We start from the raw sequence: 20,883 nt of genomic DNA on the forward strand, positions 1-20,883 counted from the left end.
AGCAGCCACTTCGCTACACGCTCTATGCCAACTTTCTTCACTTTACTGGATGCGATTGAATCTTTGGAAGAGTGCGATCGCGTCTCAAGTGTTATCGTCTCCGTAAATTTTAAACTTTTGTATTATTTTATACTACCTTTCCCTGGATTAGGGTTATACTTATACAATGGGAATCCGTGCGTCCAGGTAAATTGATTTTTAGGAACCGCAAAGACGCAAAGAGCGCGAAGGAAGAGAGTGAAAGGCTAGGAAAGAGTCCACGCCGAGGCAGTAACTACAACCCGAAAACCGTGATCGCTGCACCTACTAACCAGTTCATCCCTGCTACGAACCGCACTCCGACAGTACTTAGAATTGAGAAGCCACGAACCCCCACGCAACAGCCGATATCGGTTATCTGCGCTAGACTTCCACACACTCTCATCAACAGGCGCACCATTGTAGTTATCATGCCAAATATCAGCACACCATTCCCTAACAGTTCCGTGCATATCGTATAATCCAAAGGCATTCGGAGGAAAACTCCCCACTTCCGTCGTTTCCTGACGATATTTTCCCTTCGGTGCAGAGGCGTAAGTATATCTACTGTCGTAGTTCGCTACTTTAGAAGTAATTGTATCGCCAAAGTGAAAAGGTGTAGTTGTGCCTGCACGACAAGCGTATTCCCATTGGGTTTCGCTGGGTAAACGATAACTCTTGCCAGTTTTTTTCGACAGACGCGCACAAAATTCTACAGCATCCTCCCAGGATACATTTTCTACTGGTCGATTTGTACCTTTGAAGTAGGAAGGATCTGGTTGCATCTCTCTGTTGATTTTTGGCAGAGTTGCTACGACTTTCCACTGCGCTTGTGTAATGGTGAATTTTCCTATGAAAAACGGTGCTACAGTTACTTGATGTTGCAGGCTTTCCCTGGTACTTCGCCCCTTCTCCGTGTCTGGAGAACCCATGAGGAAAGTACCGCCGGGAATTTCTACCATTTCTAGTGTCATCCCACTACCTAAGTCTTCAGAGAAATATTTTGCTTGCATTCGGTGGCGGTTAGTTTCTATTCCCTGTCCGTTTACTGTTACCACATCAAAATCGAACGTTTTAAGCGGTAAAGGTTGAGGGATATTCAGAATTGTTGGCGCTACAGATGACTTTTGCGGAGTTAATGCATTTATTACATCTTCGGCTGATTGATATCGCCGTTTCGCACCTCTTTGGATCATCTTATCTATGATGCTACGCAATTCGTCGCTTAGAGCATTTTGTAAGTAATTTTGCCAAACCCAAGCATCCTCATCAGTATCAAATAACTCTAAAGGCTCAACATTAGTCAGCAAATGAATGCAGGTGACGCCCAAACTATATAAATCGCTGGCAAAAACTCCTTTCCCGACTGCTTGTTCTGGTGCAATATATCGAAAGTCACCAATCACTGTTCCAGTTCTGGCTAATGCGGTTCCTGTCGCAAATTTAGCTGCACCAAAATCTACTAACACCAGTTGATTATCAACCTGACGACGAATGATATTCTCTGGCTTAATATCTCGGTGAATTACCTGCTTACTATGCACAAATTCTAAGACGCGCAGCAAGTCTGCCAACAAGCTGCGAATTTCGGTTTCGCTAGAAGCGCCTTGTTGTTCTAATATATGGGCTAAATTTTGTCCGTTAATAAACTGTTGCACCAAATATTGACGGTTCTCTTCCTCAAAATGGGCTAACAATTCCGGAATCTGCGGATGATTGCCTAATTCTTCTAGCCGTACAGCTTCTTGATGGAATAACTCTGCTGCTTTATTAGCTGTATCCGTACCCTGTTGTATCGGGAAAAATTGCTTAATTACACAAGCTGGTTTGGACGGTTTCGCTTCATCAATTGCCCGAAAAGTCCTACCAAACCCGCCTTGTCCAAGTGGTGCCAAAGCCCGGTAACGCCCTAAAAGTACCAGCTTCGTCCCGCAGTTTTTACAAAATTTATCATTGTGGGAGTTTTGGCACTTCTGACAGGCGGGATTTAAGCAATAACTCATAAATAATTGGAAACTTGATTTAGCGTAGATTGGGTTAAGGTAAGGAAATCCAACCCCTCTAAACAATTTGGTGAGGTTCGTTCCTCAACCCAACTTACAGTTATTCCATACAGTGAATTAGTCAGCGCTTACTGACCAATCAATCATTATTAAATTCAAAAAATACTTTATATGGGCGTACATATTCCCAGTATATAAATCTAGCACTTGCGCCAATACTTGTCTAGTGCCTATGGCAAATATTTAACAGAAATTCTAGAGATTTTCTGAAAATAATAGTGTGTTACGCTATCGCCAACGCACCTTCTATATAAGCCTTATTTTTGCGGTGTGCTATCGCCGTATTTAATCAAAAGCGCGATCGCTACACTCACGGCAAAAATTAATACCATACTCAAAGATGAGCCAAATCCCCAATTCTGAGTCGCACCTAAAAACTGGTTATAAATCAAGCGGGATATGGTCATGCTGGAGGCACCACCCAGCAATTCCGGATCGACAAAATCCCCTAAAGTACTAATAAATACAAGCAAAGAACCCGCAGCGATTCCTGGTAGCGTTTGCGGGACAGTCACTTTCCAAAAAGTGTCAATCGGATTTGCCCCCAAATCGGCAGATGCCTCCAGCAACCGCCGATCCAGTTTTTCTACAGAAGCGTAAAGAATTAACACCATGTAGGGCAAATAACTGTAACCCATCCCAATAAACACGGCTGAACTCTGGTTCAGCAACTCCAAAGCCGGAAGTCCTAAAGTCGTTAACATCGTGTTCAGGACACCCGTAGGACGCAAAATTGTAATCCAGGCGTAAGAACGCAGCAGCGATGATGTCCACAAAGGCAAGACAAAGCCTAGCAGCAGCAAATTTCGCCACTGTTTCGGTGCCATTTGACCAATCCAGTAGGCAACTGGAAATCCGAGTAAAAGACAAACGATTGTAGTGCCAATTGCAAAAAATAGCGATCGCCCGATTACCTGCAAGTAAACTGGTTGAAACACCAGCGTATAGTTATCCAAACCGCTGGGATTCACCACATCCCCAGGTCGGATTCCTGGCACTAAACTCAGCTGAAAAATCACCAGCGTTGGCAGCACTAGCAACAAACCCAACCAGATACCAGCAGGACCCAGCAGTGCCATTGGTTCCAACCACTTCAAGCCGGGGCGTCTGCTGCCCATTAGCACTGGCGATTCTATTCCATCAGAGGGAGTGGGATTGGGGATAGAGGGAGGGGAAGTTGGGGTAGACACGACAGAAAAGAGTTTTGAGTTTTGAGTTTTGAGTTTTGAGTTAGTAATGAAAGATGATTGATAGGAAGTATCAATTATTGCTTCAATTCATCATTCAAAACTCAAGATTATTTAATGTTAGCTGCTCGTCAATCGAGTCCAATAGGATTCATAAACTTCGGCAACTTTTCCAAGCGGCGCAACGCCTTCGCATTGAGCAAGTACCGCCTCTGCGGGAAATAAAATCTGATTGTTACGAATTTCATCCGGTAACTGGTTGTAGCCAGCTTGATTGGGTGTTGCGAAACTTAAACGTTCGCAAATCTGAGCGGCGACATCAGGTTGCAACATAAAGTTAATCCAGGCATAAGCTCCTTCTGGATTGGGAGCTGTTATCGGAACAACCAGTGTGTCAGTCCACACCGAAGAACCACTCCGAGGAATTAGATATTGTAAGTTTTTATTTTCTGGAATAATTTCATTGGCATCGGATGAAAATCCCATTGCCAGCAGCAAATCCCCAGTTAAAATTTGAGTTCTCCAGGCATCAGAGGTGAAAGAAGCGAGGGCCGGTTTGAGCGCCATTAACTTTTCATACGCCTGTTTAATCTGCTGCGGGTCTTTTGAGTTGTAAGAGTACCCCAGCATTTTCAACACCGCACCCATTACTTCCCGAACATCATTCAGCAAGGTCATCCTTCGAGAAAGTGCCTGCTGATTGTCCCAGAGATAATTCCAATCTGCTGGTGGTTGCTTCAGCTTCTGGGTGTTGTAAATGAGACCCGTTGTTCCCCAACTCAGAGGTATGCTGTAGCGGTTTTCTGGGTCATAGACGGGATTCTGGAAGCGGGGAAACAACCGATCCAAACCTACCACACGGGAGCGATCGATTTCACTGAGCAAGCCCAGTTCCACCATCTTCCTCACCGTATAGTCAGATGGGTAAATAATGCTGTAGTCCCCGCCTCCCAATGCTTGAATCCTGGCTAGCATCGCTTCGTTGGAATCATAGACATCAGCAATGACCTTGATTCCAGTCTCTTTGGTAAAGCGTTTTAACAAATCCTCATCGGTATAGCCAGCCCAAGTGTAGAGATACAATAACTTGTTGTTGGATGCATCAGAGTTGGCGGGTGCCGAGCGCACTTGGGCAAGCGTCCAGCCGCAACCAGACATTGCCAGTCCGAGGGTAGCAGCAGCTGACGTTTGTAAAAACCTACGTCGTGTTGAGTGTTGTGGGTTCGTCCGTTGAGCAGTTGGAGGCACGGGATTCAGCAAAGTTGCACGTCAATCGTCAAAATTTAGAAGAGGAAATTAAAAACTATCAAGGTGATTTTTTAGTTTTAATTTTTAATTTTTAATTTCTCTTTAACAGTATCTTACAGATTGCTCTATAGGGAGCGGTTCACCTAGTTCGGGCGTCAGTATTTTGATAGGCAAACATTAGATTTGTAGGGGTTTCTCAAATTTCCAGTCGTCATCCTGACTTTGAGGAGATAGCCCCGGAGTGATTGAATCGGTCGCTGAGTCAATTTGTCAAGTTCTGGGGGAAAGGAGCGCAAAATCAGTGCAGCAAAGGGCTGGCAGTCATCGATGGGAATGAATACTTTTTAATGTTTGGTGGTAGCCGGAAGCGATCGCTTCCGGCGTCTCTAGCCAACGACCAATGGGTTGACCGGGTTCCCCGAAAGCAAGCGATTGCACTGGTCTGACCATGAGATTCTAACGCTTGTTGAAACTGCATTCAGCCCGGTCGCTGCTGGGAATGTCGGGAGACGTACGGGTAGCGATCGCTGCATTGTCTCTAGGCATTCATTGCCAGACAATCGGTAGCTGCCCAGTGAGCATAGATAGGAGTATGCAAGGCAGGCTCAATTCCCACAGTATTCATCTGCCGAACCGTTAAGCGATCGCCTGAAAGTAACTCCACCACATAATGAACATGAGTTCCCATGTACATCACGTGCTTCAGACGACCTTCAAAGCAGTTGATTGGCATCGCTGGCGGATAGAGACTTAGCTGAATCTTCTCTGGACGCACGCATACCACAACCTCCTGGACACCAATCTCATCCCAAGGCTCTAACGGCTGCACCACAACTGGCAAACCGCTTTTGGTGACAACTTTGAGCGTTGAGTAGTCAGAAGCTTCAATCCGCCCCTCAAATAGATTGGTATCCCCAATGAAATCCGCCACAAATGGTGTTTTGGGATGCTCGTAGATTTCAGTAGGCGAACCAATTTGCTCAATCTTGCCCCCACGCATGACTGCAATCCGGTCGGAGAGACTTAGCGCTTCCTCCTGGTCGTGCGTCACCATCACAAACGTCAACCCGAGGTCTTGATGTAAATTGGATAATTCCACCTGCATCTGTTTACGCAGCTTCAAATCCAATGCCCCCAAAGGTTCATCCAGCAAAACCACCGCTGGACGATTCACTAGCGCCCGTGCTAAAGCCACTCGTTGCTGTTGTCCCCCAGAAAGCTGGGAAGGAAAGCGGTTAGCATAGGTTTCCATTTTGACCAGCTTCAGCGCTTCTTGCACTCGTTCGGAAATTTCGGTCCTGGGTCGCTTTTTAATTCGCAATCCGAAAGCAATATTTTCCCAAACGCTCAGATGGCTAAACAAAGCATAGCTCTGAAAAACGGTATTCACCGGACGCCGGTGGGGCGGCACATGGTTCATCGTCTGCCCCTGAATCAGCACCTCTCCTGCCGAGGGAGTTTCAAACCCAGCCATTAAGCGCAAAGTTGTGGTCTTGCCACAGCCAGAGGGGCCTAAAATACTGAAAAATTCTCCTCGGTGGATCTCCAGATCAACCCCCCGGACTGCTGTTTCTCCATTGAATACCTTAAAAACCTTGCGGAGTTCCACATCCAGTTCATTTGTAGTCTCCGGAGAGCGTTGTTCTGCTAAAGAAGTTTGAGACATAGTTGATGATTCCCAGTGGCGATGCCCCACAGAGGTTTGAATTGCTCAACACACGCCGTCGCGTCTGTTTTGTGAAGGCTGAGCCGGTGATGCTTGGTTGAGCGTTGTTGGTTGAGCGTTGATTGCTAACTTTGGTTTATTTTAGCTGTCGGACTCAGTCCGATTGCGATTCGCTTAAAAATTTGCCATTCTTTGATTCGTTGAACCTGAAAAAGTACAGGACAAAGTACAAGTGATTCCCGCTCTGTGCTGGATGCTATTTCCACGGCACCCATTTTCAGGACACCTCCAGTTCATCTTATTGAAGTGTGACGGTACACTATGTAGGAGCAATCCCTCTGTGAATTGCCGCCCACTCAAAATACCTTTTGTTTCCCTGTTTAGAGCCAATTTATTCAGCCTCCTGCTATGACCTTAATCGCTCGGTCTTCCTCAATTGGGCGTCAATCCACCCCCCGAACTGTGGGCCGACGTCTCCAATCTGTAATTATCATGTTGCTCGTTACCTTACTCTTGGCGGGTGGGATTGGCGCTCGTTTAGTTTTTTTACAAGTGGTTCAGGGGGAACGTAACCGACAGCTGGCAGAAAACAATCGGATTCGTTTGATTCCCAAACAGCCGGCCCGAGGCACCATTTTCGACCGCAAGGGAAGAGTTTTGGCGAGCAGTCGGCTGTCTCACTCGGTTTTTTTGTGGCCCATCGCCCGCAAGCAGAAGGATTGGCCTGCTACCCTCAGCCGCCTTTCGGAACTGTTAAATGTTCCTGAGAAAGAAATTCAAAAGCAACTAGAAAAAGCCGGTTATACCTCGACCTCGCTGTTACGAATTGCTCGTGACATCAATCCTGCCCAAATTACGGCACTTGAAGAGTACAGGAGCCAACTAGAGGGCGTAGAGGTGGATATTGAAGGGGTACGAAACTACCCCAACGCTGAGGTGGGCGCTCACGTCTTAGGGTATACGGGGGAAATGAACGATGAAGAGCTAGCCAAGATGAAAGATCAAGGCTACCGCTTGGGTGATGTGATTGGCCAGATGGGTGTGGAGGCAGCTTTTGAAAAACCGCTACGGGGAGAATGGGGCGGTCAACAAGTTGAGGTAGATGGTGCGGGTCAAGTGCTGCGGATTCTTGGTCAGAAAAAGGCGAAGGCTGGGAAGGATGTGCAGTTAACGCTGGATCTGGATTTGCAGAAGGCTGCGGAGCGGGCATTGGGCGATCGCAAGGGCGCAATCGTGGCAATGGACCCCAACAATGGGGCAATTTTGGCAATGGTCAGCCGCCCAGGCTTCGATCCCAACGTTTTCTCTAAGCGGATCACCCCAGAAACTTGGAAGAAAGTACAAAGTAAGGGCAACCCCTTCGTCAACCGCGCTTTAAGAGTCTTTCCACCAGCGAGTACCTTCAAGATTGTCACGGCTAGCGCTGCGATTGAATCGGGTAAATATTCTCCGAATACGGTATTAGCAACCTATCCTTACTTAACCGTCGGTGGGATTCGGTTTGGGGAATGGAACCATGCTGGATTTGGCCCCTTGGGATTTGTTGGGGCGCTAGCGATGAGTAGCGATACTTTCTTTTATCAGATTGGTAAAGGAATAGGTGGTCCCACCTTGATTGACTGGACTCGGAAGTATGGCTTTGGTCAAAAAACGGGGATTGAGTTAGCTTCAGAAGAATTGCCGGGGTTGGTTGCGGATGCAGCCTGGAAGGAGAAGCGATTGAAGCAGGAATGGACTATCGGAGACACGGTGAATATGTCCATTGGTCAGGGCTTCTTGCAAACGACGCCGCTACAAGTTGCCGTGATGTTTGCGGTTCCGGCAAATGGTGGCTATCGAGTTAAACCCCACCTGCTCAAAGATAATGAGGCGTCCAAAAACTGGCGAGAGTCCTTGAATATGAAACCAGAAACGCTAAGGGTGGTGCGCCAAGGACTCCGGAGCGTTGTGACTAGCGGCACTGGAAAAGCGGTGAATGCGCCAACGCTACCCCCGGTTGCCGGGAAGAGTGGTACGGCAGAGGCTCCACCAGGACTGTCTCACGCCTGGTTTGGTGCCTATGCGCCTGCGGACAAGCCAAAGATTGTGGTTGTGGCGTTTGCGGAACATTCTGGAGGCGGCGGCGGTAAGGTAGCAGCCCCAATGGTGTTAAAAGTTTTGGAGGCTTATTTTCAGGTCAAGAAACCTGTTAAACCCGTTAAGTAAATTGTGAGGGGTTAGTTGTTAGTGTTTAGAGGAAAGGCTAACAACTGACTCCTCACAACTGACTCCTCACAACTGGTTCCTGACTATTGACTGCTCTCAATTTCTCTGCAACGACCTAACTTCGATGGTGCCGTTGGGTGCGAACACCACTCTGAATTGGGCGAGGGGTTCCTGGGGGACAGCGTCTGGCGAGTTGCTCGGCTGGAAGAGTTTAGGCAGGGGCGTTTCATCCTCGTAATCAAAGGCTGGTTGATTCTGTGGCTCGTAATCGGCGACGACACCGTCTTTGTTTACGGCGACACGGTATTGTAAGCTCCGTGGAAAACTGGGAGTGGCTTGCCAATTTTGCTTGAGTTGTTCGGAAAGCCGAGCTTCTAAACTCTCTATCTGAGCTGAGTCGGTAATTTCTGGACCGAGGCTGGGCTTTTCTTTATACCCATACCAGGGACTCACTTGGGGGACGCCTCGTCTAGTAAATACCACCCGGAACTGAGCCAGGGGTTCTTTGCTGATGTCGCTACCAGTGGCAGGGATATAGAGCAATTCTGGGAGCGGAGTTTCTTCTAAGCGATCGCGTGCGGCTGAGTTAACTGGCTTGTAACCCACCACAGCTCCGTCTTTCCCTACGCCCACCCGATAAACTAAGTCTTGCCGAAACTGGCGGCGGGTCGTCCACTTCTGATAAATGTTGTTTTGCAGTTTCCGTTGTAAGAAGTACAACTGGGTGGGATCGGTCAGCTCTGGTGCTGCTGTCACCAGGGTTTCCAAGTCGGTAGCTTCAGCGCTAGATGACGTGGGGCTTGCTGTCGGCTGCTCGGACGAGACAGGGCTAGCAGGCGTCGTTAAGCTGTTGGGCTGGGGCAAGGGATCTTTGAGGTTCTTGACTTCGGGAGGGGGAACCCTAGAAAACGCGATCGCTGCCAACGCCAAACTCGTGACCCCAACTGCTGCTGGTGCGGCGCGTTGTGCCACCGGCACTTCAGCCTTCGCATAGCGTTTCGGAACCGGCGCGATGGACAGCATGATGTCTGGCAGCGTGCGACCATCAGCCAGGAACTGATCCACCGCCTCCACTAAATCAAACAGCTGTACCGTTGTGATATCAACTTGTCTTGCTTGGAGGGTTGTGGCTGTCCCACTGGATGCGCCACTATGAGTCGAGTCTCCACCACTTCCCGGCGACTCAACAATTAACCGATGCAGATGGGCATCTATTTTCTGAAACTGCACTAAACTCGGCTTGTCTTTCAGACTATGGGAGTGAGGCACCCCACTCAAGAATTCTTGAGCATAGTTGCTGGCTGCTGTCACCAGGCTTTCAAAAAAGTCACGTCCTCCCGTTAATGGCTTCTCCTTACCCGCAAAATGGCACTCAGCATTAACCAGGATAGACATTAAGGGTCGGGTGTCCACCTGACCAGCAGCTGTAGCATCGCTTAACCCTTCTAGGATCAGCGTGCAGTTAGGCAGACTGTACGGACGGCGAATAGTCATTTTCAGTTGGTGATTGGTAATTGGTAACTGGTAATTCGGGAAAAAACTAATAGGTAATTGGTAATTGGTAACTGGTAAGTCGGGAAAAGTTTTAAGTTTTGAGGGTTGAGTTTTTAATTCAAGAACTTTCTTCTCGTCTTAAAACGCAACACCAATGCTCATCACTCTTATTCTTAATTACCGATTACTCCTTTTCTATGAAAGTTACACTTCTCCATCAAAAAGGCTGCTCCAAAATCTTTGCATTCCAGACGTTCCCGTACAAAATAGCAGCTCGCTTAACAGCTCAATAGCCAGATTGTTTAACTTCTCATCAGAGTTATAGGCGGCGACACCAGCGCGTCGTGGATTCATTCGGCTCCGGAAGTGAGCGCGGAACCTTTCTAAATACTCAGACAAGCGAAAATGATGTTCTAATGGCACCTGCTTGTCACGCAGTTGTTGATAAGCCAGTAGCAGCTGCCGGATCAACACGGTTAACCGCCGTGCTAGATGGCAGACTAGGATCACCATCGCTTTGGCTTCATCCAGGGTTAGCAAACGGCGTGTATAAGATCGTCGTAGCGGGTTGCTGCTTCGGATTCGCCAAAGGTGTACCCGATTTTTGATAATTCCCTGGAGTTCCAAATCCTTCGCCACTGTCAGCATTGCTTCAGACCCTCCCAATTCCAGGGCTTCTATTGCTAGTAGCATCAGGTCAATTTGTAGCCGAGTTCGACGCGGACACCCACTTGACGACGAAATCGGTGGGTCAGGGAGATTGTCTAAAATCAGCGGCATTGACTCTCGTGGAGGACTGTTTAATGGCATTACGCTCACAGAAAGATTCATTCCAAATAGCAGGACAGTTGAACTGGTTGATGGCTCGCACGGGCTACAACGAATTGCATATGGAAATCAATGACTTTTGACGGTTACATTTGTGTCCATCTGCTATCCGATTATTTATATGCCCAGCTGGATTTTACTAAAATCAGGGTGTCGCGATCGGGATTGAAGCTTCGGGCAAGTGGATGATTTTGGAGGTGGTTGTACTTGAATCATATAGATACGACTACTCACACGCTTCAATAGCTGCCCGCTGGCTCTTGAGTGTTAGGAATGCTCCAAAACCGTGCAGCCTTCTAGTGTACGATTTTCCAGGTATATCCTTGCACATCCGGGGGAGATCCTGCCTCTGTGATGCAACGGATACCGAGTTTACCTACAACCCTCTTTTTACGAGCTGCTATGGATCTCAAGTCTCTGATACGCGACATTGCAGACTTTCCTAAACCAGGAATTCTGTTTCGGGATATAACGACGCTACTGCGAGATCCGGAAGGACTGCGCTACACCATTGAAACCTTAACCGAAAAGTGCGCCCAGTTGTCTCCAGAGTACGTCGTTGGGATGGAGTCGCGGGGTTTTATTATTGGGGCACCTCTGGCATACAAACTGGGAGTTGGGTTTATCCCCGTCCGGAAGCCTGGAAAGTTACCAGGTGCTGTTCACACGGTTGAGTATGAATTAGAGTACGGGATGGATCGCCTAGAGATGCATCAAGATGCTCTACATCCCGGAAGCCGTGTTTTGATTGTGGACGATCTGATCGCGACGGGTGGAACGGCAACGGCAACGGCTGAGCTGGTACAGAAAATTGGCTGCACCTTAGTAGGATTTGGATTTATCATCGAGCTAAGAGATTTAGGTGGGCGTCAACGACTTCCTGATGTGCCAATTGTGACGCTGGTTGAGTATTAGGGAGCAACTGCTCATGGCTAATTGCTAATTGCTAATGGAAAACAAGCTATTAAACAATTAGCGATTAGCAAGTTACAAAAATTTTGGCGATATGGGATTCTATATTTCATGACTTCTACTAGAAATTCTTCAGGTCAGAATGGGTTAACAGCTAGTTTAAATTGGCTCAAAAGGCTGGTCACAAGTGAAACTTTCCTCTACGTGGCAAAACGGCTATTACAGGCAATTTTGACTTTGTTTCTAGCCTCGACGCTGAGTTTTGCAATTAGTCAGATGGCTCCGGGAGATTATTTAGATACTTTGAGGCAGAATCCCAAAATTTCCCCGGAACGAATTGAGGAACTCAGGCAACAGTTTGGTTTGGATAAACCAGCGATTGAACAGTACCGACGGTGGCTGTGGCAGATTTTGCGCTATGGCAATTTTGGTACGAGTTTTGTCTATCAGCGTTCGGTGTCATCGCTGTTGTGGGAGCGTATCCAAGCGACATTGGAACTCGCGATCGCATCGGTGATTCTGACGTGGGCGATCGCGATTCCACTGGGGATCGTCGGTGCAGTTAACCAAAATCGCACTAGCGATCGCCTCCTGCAAGTGCTGAGCTACGCGGGACAAGGGTTTCCCAGCTTCATCACGGCGCTGGTGTTGCTAATTTTCGCCCAGTACACTTCACCCCTATTTCCAGTTGGTGGCAGAACCAGCATCAATCACGCTGATTTATCCTGGTTCGGTAAAATTTTGGATATCGGTTGGCACATGATTTTACCCACCCTAGCGCTGAGTGTCACCAGTTTTGCAGGTTTGCAGCGAATTACCAGGGGAGAATTACTCGATGTTCTCCGCCAAGACTATATCCAGACAGCTCGTGCCAAGGGACTCCCCGAAGACCGGGTGATTTATGTTCATGCCCTCCGCAATGCGATTAATCCCCTAATAACGCTCTTAGGATTTGAGTTTGCCAGTTTGTTAAGTGGGGCATTTATTGCCGAATTTTTCTTCAATTGGCCCGGATTAGGACGGTTGATTTTACAGGCAGTTACTATCCAAGATATCTACTTAGTAATGGCAAGTTTGATTATGGGGGCAGTGATGCTGATTGTCGGCAATCTTATCGCTGATTTGTTGCTAAAAGTAGCCGATCCGAGAATTAAGTTGGAAAATCTTAAATGAGGAAATGGCTAATGGTTTCTTCCCGTCCAATTATCAATTACGGATTAGCCTATTATCTTTGCATTTTCTATGTTTTCCCAAGTCTATTACCTAATTCGTTCGAGAGCTGATGGTCAATATCTTTTAGCTCAACCCGATACAAGTTCTTCAACCAGTAGCTCTGGCTATTTGTTGATGTTTGGCGAACATTTTGATGCGCTAAGCTATCTCAACGCCCATGCCCCAGATGTTAGCGATCGCTTCGCTGTTGAGTCAATCTCTGGAAGCCAGGTAAAAGGGTTGCTGCAACGGTGGGGATTTAAGGGAATTGGGATGGTTGAAGACCCACTATTACCCAAAATTCAGTTTTTATCGCCAAGTTAAGCCAAATTATTGACTTCTATTGCCTTTTCTAAAGATTTATTGCAAGTATACCTAGGTACAGATGTCAGAAGCTCCAAAATTTGAGCAAATAAGAGAGGTCGTTCAGGCAGTTGTTTCGTCTGATCCGATCAACAAATCTTAATAGTGCTAATTTCGACAAATTAGGAGAGAGGGACTCTATGAAATCGATCCGTTTCAACCTGTCTGCTTGGGTACGTCCAGTGCGTATGGCGATCGCTGCTTGTTTTTGCGCTTTACTATTGTTCAGCTATGCAACTCCAGCCTACAGCAGCACAAAAACCCCCGCAGGATATAGCGGCACCAACAGTCGCCCCGGAGACGGAGAAGCCAATCTGACGAAGATTGAAGAGAAATCACAAAAGGCGGTTCTGAAAGACCCCTATTCGCTTAAAGAGACTCAGAAGGAAGCCAGCCAGGGTCTGAATGAAATTCAAGGAGCCGCTGATGCTGACAAGATGAGTACCAACGAAAACTCGCAAGGCGTCCAATCAGTTGAACAAAAAGTTCAGAAGGCGCTGGAAGGCATTACAGGCAAAGACTAAGGAGCCAGTATTTGCTCAAGAGTGAGCGCCCTAGTATCTGCTGAGTGCGGATGCAGGGTCTCATCATCAGGGCAACTCCGCAGGGGTTGTTCTTGATGTTATATAGGGCAGGCAGGAGTCTGCCTTGTTTTTTTTAGGCTGGCGATGCTGAAACGCTGGCTCGTTGGAGCGTGTAACGGCAATAAATGCCCTAGAACTGGAGTTCTCCTGTGGTTTGGGGTCTACGTTCAGTCTTCAAGGCGTGGATATGGGTAAATTTCCATGCATCCTGAACGCTGACAACAATGAATCCTAAAGCCTCTAGGTCAGTTTGGAATTGAGGGCGATCGCTAAATCTTGAAGTTGCTTCGATAATATGAAGCTGACCATCCAGTTTCAGAGTGCGGTTCGCCTCCCGCAGGTAATCGGTGAAGTTCGCTCCCATCAGTGACAGGCAGAAAATCGCTACATCAAGCCTTTGATCGTCAAGGGGAACATGAGCCATGTCGCAGGCAATAACTTCCTGATTCACAGCAACATGGTCAAAGCTGTAAACTGTATGGCGATCTGAAACCGCTTCAGCCAGCTTCGCCTGACCACAACCGAAATCACCGATAGTGTAGCCGCTACGTTGTTGGCACCAGCGAATCATCTCTTCATAAGGGATGACCGCCCAATTTTTCCTTGACTCAGTGTATAAAGTATGATAATTCGACCACTCCTCTGGATTCTCCTGTAGGCGATGGTGAGTAGTTTCGCTTCGGGTTTGGTTCCAGTGGCGGTTCATGGCGGAAAAGTCGCCGTAACGCTGCAACCGCCGCTGCACGTCTGCTGGGTCGTTATCGGGAATCGGAATTACAATCTTCGGACGGGCGATGACTTGGACGCCTGTTTCTAGCTTCTCTAGCCAAGCGATTATATCTTGATAGGCTTGGGCAGGCGATCGCAAGTATCCCTCTGGAACTACACCATCAACGGCAGCATCGGCGATCGACTTTTTGAATCGCAATCGCTGCATTTTCGAGTCGCACCACGACCAACGTTCGCCATTGACATGGGCGTAAGTTAGGGGAATGACTATTGTTACTGGGTTTTGTTGCCCTTGGCGGTAGATGCGACCGATTAGTTGCTCGAATTCGGCGTGAGTCCACGGCAGGACGTTAATGATTAGGCGATTGCACGCTTGCTGTAAACCATCAACGCCAGTTGCGATCGCGCTTGAACCGATGAGAACATCGATGTTGCCTTCCTTGAATTCTTGAAGAATCTCACGCCGCGAATCGAATTCGACTTCGCCTGTGTAGAAGCCAACCTTCCAGCCGTCGTCTTCGAGTGCGTCTCTAAGTAGCTTGTCAATTCCTTGGACGTAATGGGTATAAATCAGGGTTTTCGGTTTGATTTGCTCTCGAATAACGGGTAAACGGGCGCGGGTGAGGATTTGCTCAAGTGCGAGGTGGGTGCCTTTGCGACCCAGTGCGCGAATTTCGTCGATGAATTCACTACAGTCTACTGGGATAGACAAATCCTTGGGTTCTCCGAGTTGTTGTTTATAATCGGGCATCCAACGTATCCCCAGTGTCACGAGTCGCTGGTGGAGTTTCATGCAGTTGGCAATGGTTTGGTGGATGTCGAGTTCGTCGTGGGCGACTCCTGTCACAAGTTCGACTAGACTTTTACCTTCTTGCAAATTATTAATTACTGGTGTTGCGGACATCCCAATGATGTGTAGATTTGGGTTGCGATCGCTTGCGGCGGTGATGAGTGCGCTTACCAGTTGCTTGCGCCGCGATATGTTCTCGACTTGGCGTTGTTTTGTGTAGTGGATTTCATCAATAACGATGAAATCGATTAACTCACTTTCCACAAATGAGCGCACCCAATCAGCGGAGTCTGGCTGCTGGAACTTCTCATAGTTCACAATGATGTAACGATGAGCATTTAGATTCAGCGCCGCACCTAACCCAGTTTCGTCACCGACGGCATTTGCCCAGTCAGGTGTAAAGGTTTTGGTAGCGATCGCGCTATCTGGGAAAATGTTGAGGATCGCTTTTTTCCAACCATCAACAACGCTGTTAGGACAGCAAATAAGGGTTAGATGGGCGTTAATGACGCGACTGGCGAGGACGGCTGAGAGGGTTTTGCCTGCACCTGTGCCTGACCAGTTGCCGACTCGTTTCTTGTCGCGTACCTGAACGGCGGCGAGTCGCTGCATGAGGTTGGGTTCTGCTATTTTGCCGTTGATACGGAAGTTGTAGCCAGTTGGGATGGGGAGATTCTTGGCTCGATGATATTCGTCTAGGAATTCGGTTTTGACTCTTTCGGCGTAGCTGTCGCCTGTGTAGCTTTGAGCCTGCGCTAGGGCTGCTGCTTCATCACGAAAGACGTGCTTCCAAATCTTTGCTTTTGCCGATGCGATGAGGAATTCGACAGCTTCTTCATCGGCTGAGGATACGACGGAGTGATCTAAGGATGCCAGGACTTCCCGCGTCTGGACGACTGGAAGCTCAAGGTCGTTCGCTTCTTCGGATGGTTCAATCGTCTCGTCAATTTGGTCGTCAAAATTGTCCTTAGAGGTTACATCTTTATTAGAGATGTCATCATTGACGCTAGTTTCATGTGCTTCGAGAGTTAGCTGCTTATCTTGCAGGAATTTATCAACGATTGACCGTTCACTATTGACGAACTTCTCAATCTCTTCTTTTGGGAAGCGTCCAGTAGCAAGAGCTTTCACGAAGCCCTTACCTTTGCCTTGAGTCTGAAGCAGTCCACTTTGCTGGAAAATCGTGTAGAGATCCGCTGCACTGAAAGTCTCAAGGTGGTTTACTAAGGAACCAATAAAACCACGGAGGGCTTCTATTGTCCATCCTTTATTACAAGCAGGGCATCCTCTTCCAGTTGTCCGGTTAGCAAGTGTTGCCTCCCATTCGTGGGAAGGGTCGATCGCACAACGCCACCAAGCCTTCTTACTCGATTTGGCTGTCACCTCCTCTGGAGTGAGCGTACCATTTTTTAAAGGATGCCACTCTTTAGCAATTTCAGGGTAAAGTCTTGCGAGAGAATTGACGACAGTTGGTCTTCTGCCAGAACAAAACGGGCATCCACTACCGTTGACTCTACTCTTAATTACAGCTTCCCATTCGTGATTAGGATCATTGGAACATCCCCACCAAGCTTTACTATGTGAGCCTGATACTACGTGGTCTGGAGTAAGCATCCCGTTTTTGGTTGGATGCCATTGCTTGGCAATCTCTGGGTAAAGACTTGTCAATGAATTAGTTACGGATGAGCTTTTACCAGCACAAAAAGGACATCCAATCCTCTGTCCAGCTCTAGTATTGGGCGCTGCTTGCCATTGATGATCAGTACCATTGGGACATTGCCACCAAACTTTCTTATTTGAACCTGCTACTACTTGATCTGGGGTAAGCTTCTCGTTTTTGCTTGGATGCCATTGCTTGGCAAGTTCGGGGTAAAGACTTGACAGAGAGTTGGTGACTGACACTTTTTGACCAGCGCAAAAGGGACATCCTGTACCCCTTACTCGGTTATCAATTACAGCTTTCCATTCATGATTTTTGTCGTTGAGACATTGCCACCAAACTTTGTAACCTGAACCTGCTACCACCTGATCCGGAGTAAGTTTTTCGTTCTTGGTTGGATGCCATTGCTTAGCAATTTCAGGGTAGAGACTTGCTAGAGAGTTCGTATCAGATACTGCTCTACCAGAACAAAAAGGACACCCACTTCCTTTTACTCTGTTAACGATAGAAGCTTTCCACTCATGTAGAAGCGGGTTGGAACAAACCCACCAGACTTTTGTTTCCGAACCTGCTACTACTTGGTCTGGGGTAAGCCTCCCGTTTTTGGTCGAATTCCATTGCTTGGCAAGTTCAGGGTAAAGACTTGATAGAGAGTTGGTAAGTGATGCTTTTTGACCAGCACAAAAGGGACATCCTGTTCCCTTTACTCTATGGGAAACAGACGCTTCCCATTCGTGATCAGAACCATAGAAACATTTCCACCATACTTTCTTGTGTGAGCCTGCTACTATCTGATCTGGAGTGAGTGTACTGTTCTTTGCTGGATGCCACTGCTTGGCAAGTTCAGGGTAAAGACTTGCCAGAGAGTTGGTAACTGAAGGATTACGACCAGCACAACAGGGGCATCCTGCTCCTAATCTGGCTCGATTCGCAATTACTGCTTCCCATTCGTGATCAGAACCCTGAGGACATTTCCACCATGCTCTCTTGTTTGAGCCTGCTAACATCTTGTCTGGGGTGAGGTCGCCGTTTTTCGTCGGATGCCACTGCGCGGCTATTTGGGGATGAGTAATCGATAGCGGGTCTTTCATATTATGAACTTTAATATTTAAAATCTAAAATATTATAATTAATACGGATTTTGAATTAAATAAAAACAGGATAAAAATTGATGAGCGAATTATTTTCACGACCCGACACTGATCGTTTTTTGCAAAAACGTCGAAATGAGATGCTTTCAGAAATAAACTCTGAACAAGTCAAGAGCGTGGATTACTTTGATAACAAGTACAAGGTTAAGATGCTCCGACTCAGAAACGAGAAACCCGAAGTAAAAAAACAGGATCAATTTTTTGTTTACTCCATTCCATTTGAGGGTGAACCAGAATTATTTTACTACACACCACCTACTTATGAGTACAGTACAATAAAGGGTCAGACAGAAATTAGTAACGGGGAAGTCCTGCTAAAATACCCCAAAAATATTAGTGTTGATATTGACTCGCTCTTCAAAGCAGATTTGCATGAACTTAAAGATTGTATTAAGGCGATAGCTCCCAGTGTTGAGCGATTTAACTCTTCTATTAGTAGTGAAGTTTTGAATATAATAGGAAAACTCAGTCAAAAAGACTGTGAAGATCAGAATTATCTAGAAAAATTGAAATTAGGCTTAAATCAAGAAGATATTTAATCATAGTTGCTTTTAAAAATAGCATAAAAAATTTATGGGTAAGGCAAGCAGACACGCGATCGCTCTCCTGATTTAGTATTCCCATCCACAGCTAAAAAATTCTATCTAGCCGTACCAAAATTACTGGCTGACATTTAAACACCAGACGCGATCGCAACCCAAACCGATTTGATTTCCCCAACCCGTTTTAACGGGTTTAAGCTTTGAGCCAGAAATTTATTTCTGCGCTCACTCACTGCGCTCACTACGCTCCCCTTCCTGGCTCATCATCCCGTTCCAAAGCTGAAATAACCGTTCCTTGTAAATGATGTTGCTTTTGATTATTCACATAAGCCTTCGCTTCATCCAATTGCTTACCTCCTAATGAAAACACTCCATATCCATGTTGCCAGCTAAACGCTAAACCAGAAGCTAATGGAGTATGGTTCAAATGATAAGCACTACTTCCTTTGATGGTTTTTACGAAATCAGCAATTGATAACTTTGGTGGAATGGAAGCCACAATATGAATATGATCTTCGATACCACCAATTGCATGAATAATACAACCAATTGCATCAGCTTTGCCGATAATATAACTGTAAAGTTCAGACTCTCTTTCTGGGGTAATTAGAGGTTGACGAGATTCCGTTGCCCAAATGAGATGGTAGTAGGTGCGCCAAAATGACATGAGTTTAAAAGTTCGGATTGAAAGTGGAGATCGCGTAGATTGTCGCCGGGAAATAAATTTCCGGCTCAAAGCTAAAACCCGTTAAAACGGGTTAAAGAGAATGGTGAGAAGAAAGCGAGATCGCCTGATTTTGCTTCAAAGTCAAAAAAGCGATCGCTAAACTCTTCTGTATAAAGGAAAAAGCGGGTGGCGAGAATCGAACTCGCATCATCAGCTTGGAAGGCTGAGGTTTTACCACTAAACTACACCCGCAAATTGAGGTATGGTCAAACCATAACTAGATTACTATACCACAATTTTTCATAGCTTGAGTAGGGGAGGCGTGCATTTTTTCACTGGGAGAGAGGAGAAATTCGGATAGAGACTTCCAGCAAGCTGTCAACGGCTCCACCTCCCATGTAAGCGGGTTGAAATCTCCAGCCTTGAATTAGCTCATTGACAAACTGCGAATCGTTTAAATTTCCGCTTCCTTGCAGCACTCGCTGAACTGACGGTTTGCCCGTGTTATCAATCAACAATAAAACTTCCAAGACGATAGGCTGGTCGGGAGCTTGCCCAGTTAGCAGCGGATAATCAAGGTCGGGAATTTGTTTCTGCTGTTGCTGCGGTACGGCTAATTGGTTCGGCTCATCAGTGCCAGCGTTACCAGAGCGGACATTGAATAAAGTTGCCACAACGCCTCTACCTTGGGCTGCGGGCGATGGTGCGGGCGATGGTGCGGGCGATGGTGCGCTTTGTGCCTCCTCAGCAGGCGGTGCGGGTGCAATGGGAGCTGGAGCTGGTGGGGCTGGGCTTGCCTGTACGGGAGGAGCTGGCGGAGGGGTGACAGGAGCTGGGGATGGTTCGACGGGTTGGGACGATGATGGCTGCGGTTGAGATGGCGGTGCAGGTGCGGCGGTTCCTGCATCTTGGGAGGATGACCCCAAGGGACGACCCGTTTCAGGGGGTTGCTGCGGCACCAATGGCGGGCGCGGAGCAGGTGTAGGGATGATGGGTCTGGTCGCAACAACATCAGAGTTCGGCTGCTGTCTTTGCGGGGTAGAAGGCGAGTTAGCGGTAGGGTTTTGCGCTTGAGGGAAAGGATTGAGACGGATTCTGAAAGAGCGTTGAATTCTCGGTTGAGAATTTACAGGAGGATTTTCCTGAGACTGCGCGGGTATCGGCTGCTGTACAGAGCTTCTACCTGGAACGTTAAAATTGCGATCGCTCTCTTGTCTTTGTTGGGGAGTCGCCGCTTGTGGCTCTAACCTCTCTTCGGAATAGGGAACGGTGGTAATCAAGTCAACAGGAATGGGTTCCGTAGCCACATCGACGCTGGCAGATCCCATGATTACCCGCTGCAACATCCACATCCCCAATACATGGACAATTACAGAAATTAGAGTGTAAATACTCCACAGCGTGGATGATGTAGACCGATTCCGGGCATCGACTCGCTGCTGGGAGGCGATCGCATCTGGCTTCTCTAAGGGAGGTGGAGCCGATGCACTAACGAGATGTAAGTGCCGAGTCGGAGGACTCTGAGCCGGATCGTTGGGGCGCTGGTTTGGTAGTGCCATTCTCA

The 20,883-nt window shown here is 47.4% G+C and carries 16 protein-coding genes and 1 tRNA gene; 7 read left to right on the plus strand and 10 right to left on the minus strand.

What is annotated here, in order from left to right; genetic code table 11:
* Window positions 1–245: 245 nt before the first annotated feature.
* The 3 genes from NC997_RS03480 to NC997_RS03490 all read right to left on the minus strand — a co-directional run bounded on the left by NC997_RS03480 (window position 246) and on the right by NC997_RS03490 (window position 4,426).
* Entirely contained in the window at window positions 246–2,021 is a 1,776-nt protein-coding gene (locus tag NC997_RS03480; RefSeq protein ID WP_190528885.1) for an SUMF1/EgtB/PvdO family nonheme iron enzyme, read from the minus strand.
* A 317-nt stretch (window positions 2,022–2,338) separates the two neighbouring features.
* On the minus strand, window positions 2,339–3,199 hold the full coding sequence (locus tag NC997_RS03485) for an ABC transporter permease (protein ID WP_190529082.1): 861 nt from the start codon (window positions 3,197–3,199) through the stop codon (window positions 2,339–2,341).
* A gap of 189 nt (window positions 3,200–3,388) precedes the next feature.
* Complete coding sequence (locus NC997_RS03490; protein ID WP_190415041.1) at window positions 3,389–4,426, minus strand: spermidine/putrescine ABC transporter substrate-binding protein; 1,038 nt, start codon at window positions 4,424–4,426, stop codon at window positions 3,389–3,391.
* 335 nt (window positions 4,427–4,761) lie between these two features.
* On the opposite strand from NC997_RS03490, the gene NC997_RS03495 reads away from it, so the two are divergent.
* Window positions 4,762–4,962 carry a hypothetical protein gene (locus NC997_RS03495; protein WP_190414965.1) on the plus strand — a complete coding sequence of 67 codons (201 nt, stop codon included), beginning with the start codon at window positions 4,762–4,764 and terminating at the stop codon, window positions 4,960–4,962.
* 92 nt (window positions 4,963–5,054) lie between these two features.
* Here the strand turns inward: NC997_RS03495 and NC997_RS03500 are convergent, their stop codons facing one another.
* Complete coding sequence (locus NC997_RS03500) at window positions 5,055–6,182, minus strand: ABC transporter ATP-binding protein (RefSeq protein ID WP_190528887.1); 1,128 nt, start codon at window positions 6,180–6,182, stop codon at window positions 5,055–5,057.
* A gap of 408 nt (window positions 6,183–6,590) precedes the next feature.
* Between NC997_RS03500 and mrdA the strand changes: the two genes are divergently transcribed.
* Complete coding sequence (gene mrdA, locus NC997_RS03505) at window positions 6,591–8,387, plus strand: penicillin-binding protein 2 (RefSeq protein ID WP_190414963.1); 1,797 nt, start codon at window positions 6,591–6,593, stop codon at window positions 8,385–8,387.
* Between the two features lie 96 nt (window positions 8,388–8,483).
* Here mrdA and NC997_RS03510 read toward each other — a convergent pair whose 3' ends face one another.
* Together NC997_RS03510 and NC997_RS03515 are read right to left on the minus strand one after the other, a co-directional pair.
* A complete protein-coding gene (locus NC997_RS03510; protein ID WP_190414962.1) occupies window positions 8,484–9,881 on the minus strand; it encodes a DUF4335 domain-containing protein in 1,398 nt (465 codons plus the stop codon).
* Window positions 9,882–10,085: 204 nt separating this feature from the next.
* The gene (locus NC997_RS03515; protein ID WP_190414961.1) at window positions 10,086–10,712 is read right to left on the minus strand and encodes a DUF3038 domain-containing protein; all 627 of its coding nucleotides are present in this window, start codon (window positions 10,710–10,712) and stop codon (window positions 10,086–10,088) included.
* A 399-nt stretch (window positions 10,713–11,111) separates the two neighbouring features.
* On the opposite strand from NC997_RS03515, the gene NC997_RS03520 reads away from it, so the two are divergent.
* From NC997_RS03520 to NC997_RS03535, 4 genes are all read left to right on the plus strand, one after another.
* The gene (locus NC997_RS03520) at window positions 11,112–11,624 is read left to right on the plus strand and encodes an adenine phosphoribosyltransferase (protein WP_190426067.1); all 513 of its coding nucleotides are present in this window, start codon (window positions 11,112–11,114) and stop codon (window positions 11,622–11,624) included.
* Between the two features lie 108 nt (window positions 11,625–11,732).
* Window positions 11,733–12,794, plus strand: coding sequence for an ABC transporter permease (locus NC997_RS03525; RefSeq protein ID WP_190528889.1), 1,062 nt, complete (start codon window positions 11,733–11,735; stop codon window positions 12,792–12,794).
* Between the two features lie 69 nt (window positions 12,795–12,863).
* Window positions 12,864–13,157 carry a hypothetical protein gene (locus NC997_RS03530; protein WP_190528891.1) on the plus strand — a complete coding sequence of 98 codons (294 nt, stop codon included), beginning with the start codon at window positions 12,864–12,866 and terminating at the stop codon, window positions 13,155–13,157.
* A gap of 179 nt (window positions 13,158–13,336) precedes the next feature.
* Complete coding sequence (locus NC997_RS03535; protein WP_190414957.1) at window positions 13,337–13,720, plus strand: low temperature-induced protein; 384 nt, start codon at window positions 13,337–13,339, stop codon at window positions 13,718–13,720.
* 190 nt (window positions 13,721–13,910) lie between these two features.
* Here NC997_RS03535 and NC997_RS03540 read toward each other — a convergent pair whose 3' ends face one another.
* Window positions 13,911–18,050: a zinc-ribbon domain-containing protein gene (locus tag NC997_RS03540; RefSeq protein WP_190528893.1), complete on the minus strand. Its 4,140-nt coding sequence runs from the start codon at window positions 18,048–18,050 to the stop codon at window positions 13,911–13,913.
* Window positions 18,051–18,130: 80 nt separating this feature from the next.
* Between NC997_RS03540 and NC997_RS03545 the strand changes: the two genes are divergently transcribed.
* Window positions 18,131–18,649, plus strand: coding sequence for a hypothetical protein (locus tag NC997_RS03545; RefSeq protein ID WP_190528895.1), 519 nt, complete (start codon window positions 18,131–18,133; stop codon window positions 18,647–18,649).
* Between the two features lie 244 nt (window positions 18,650–18,893).
* Here the strand turns inward: NC997_RS03545 and tnpA are convergent, their stop codons facing one another.
* The 3 genes from tnpA to NC997_RS03560 all read right to left on the minus strand — a co-directional run bounded on the left by tnpA (window position 18,894) and on the right by NC997_RS03560 (window position 20,878).
* Window positions 18,894–19,319 carry an IS200/IS605 family transposase gene (gene tnpA / locus NC997_RS03550; RefSeq protein ID WP_190528896.1) on the minus strand — a complete coding sequence of 142 codons (426 nt, stop codon included), beginning with the start codon at window positions 19,317–19,319 and terminating at the stop codon, window positions 18,894–18,896.
* A 181-nt stretch (window positions 19,320–19,500) separates the two neighbouring features.
* Window positions 19,501–19,571: transfer RNA gene (locus NC997_RS03555), tRNA-Gly, on the minus strand.
* 80 nt (window positions 19,572–19,651) lie between these two features.
* A complete protein-coding gene (locus NC997_RS03560) occupies window positions 19,652–20,878 on the minus strand; it encodes a hypothetical protein (RefSeq protein ID WP_190528898.1) in 1,227 nt (408 codons plus the stop codon).
* Between the last annotated feature and the right edge of the window lie 5 nt (window positions 20,879–20,883).

The sequence above is a fragment of the Trichocoleus sp. DQ-A2 genome, assembly GCF_039961915.1.
In the GTDB taxonomy this organism is placed as follows: domain Bacteria; phylum Cyanobacteriota; class Cyanobacteriia; order Cyanobacteriales; family FACHB-T130; genus FACHB-T130.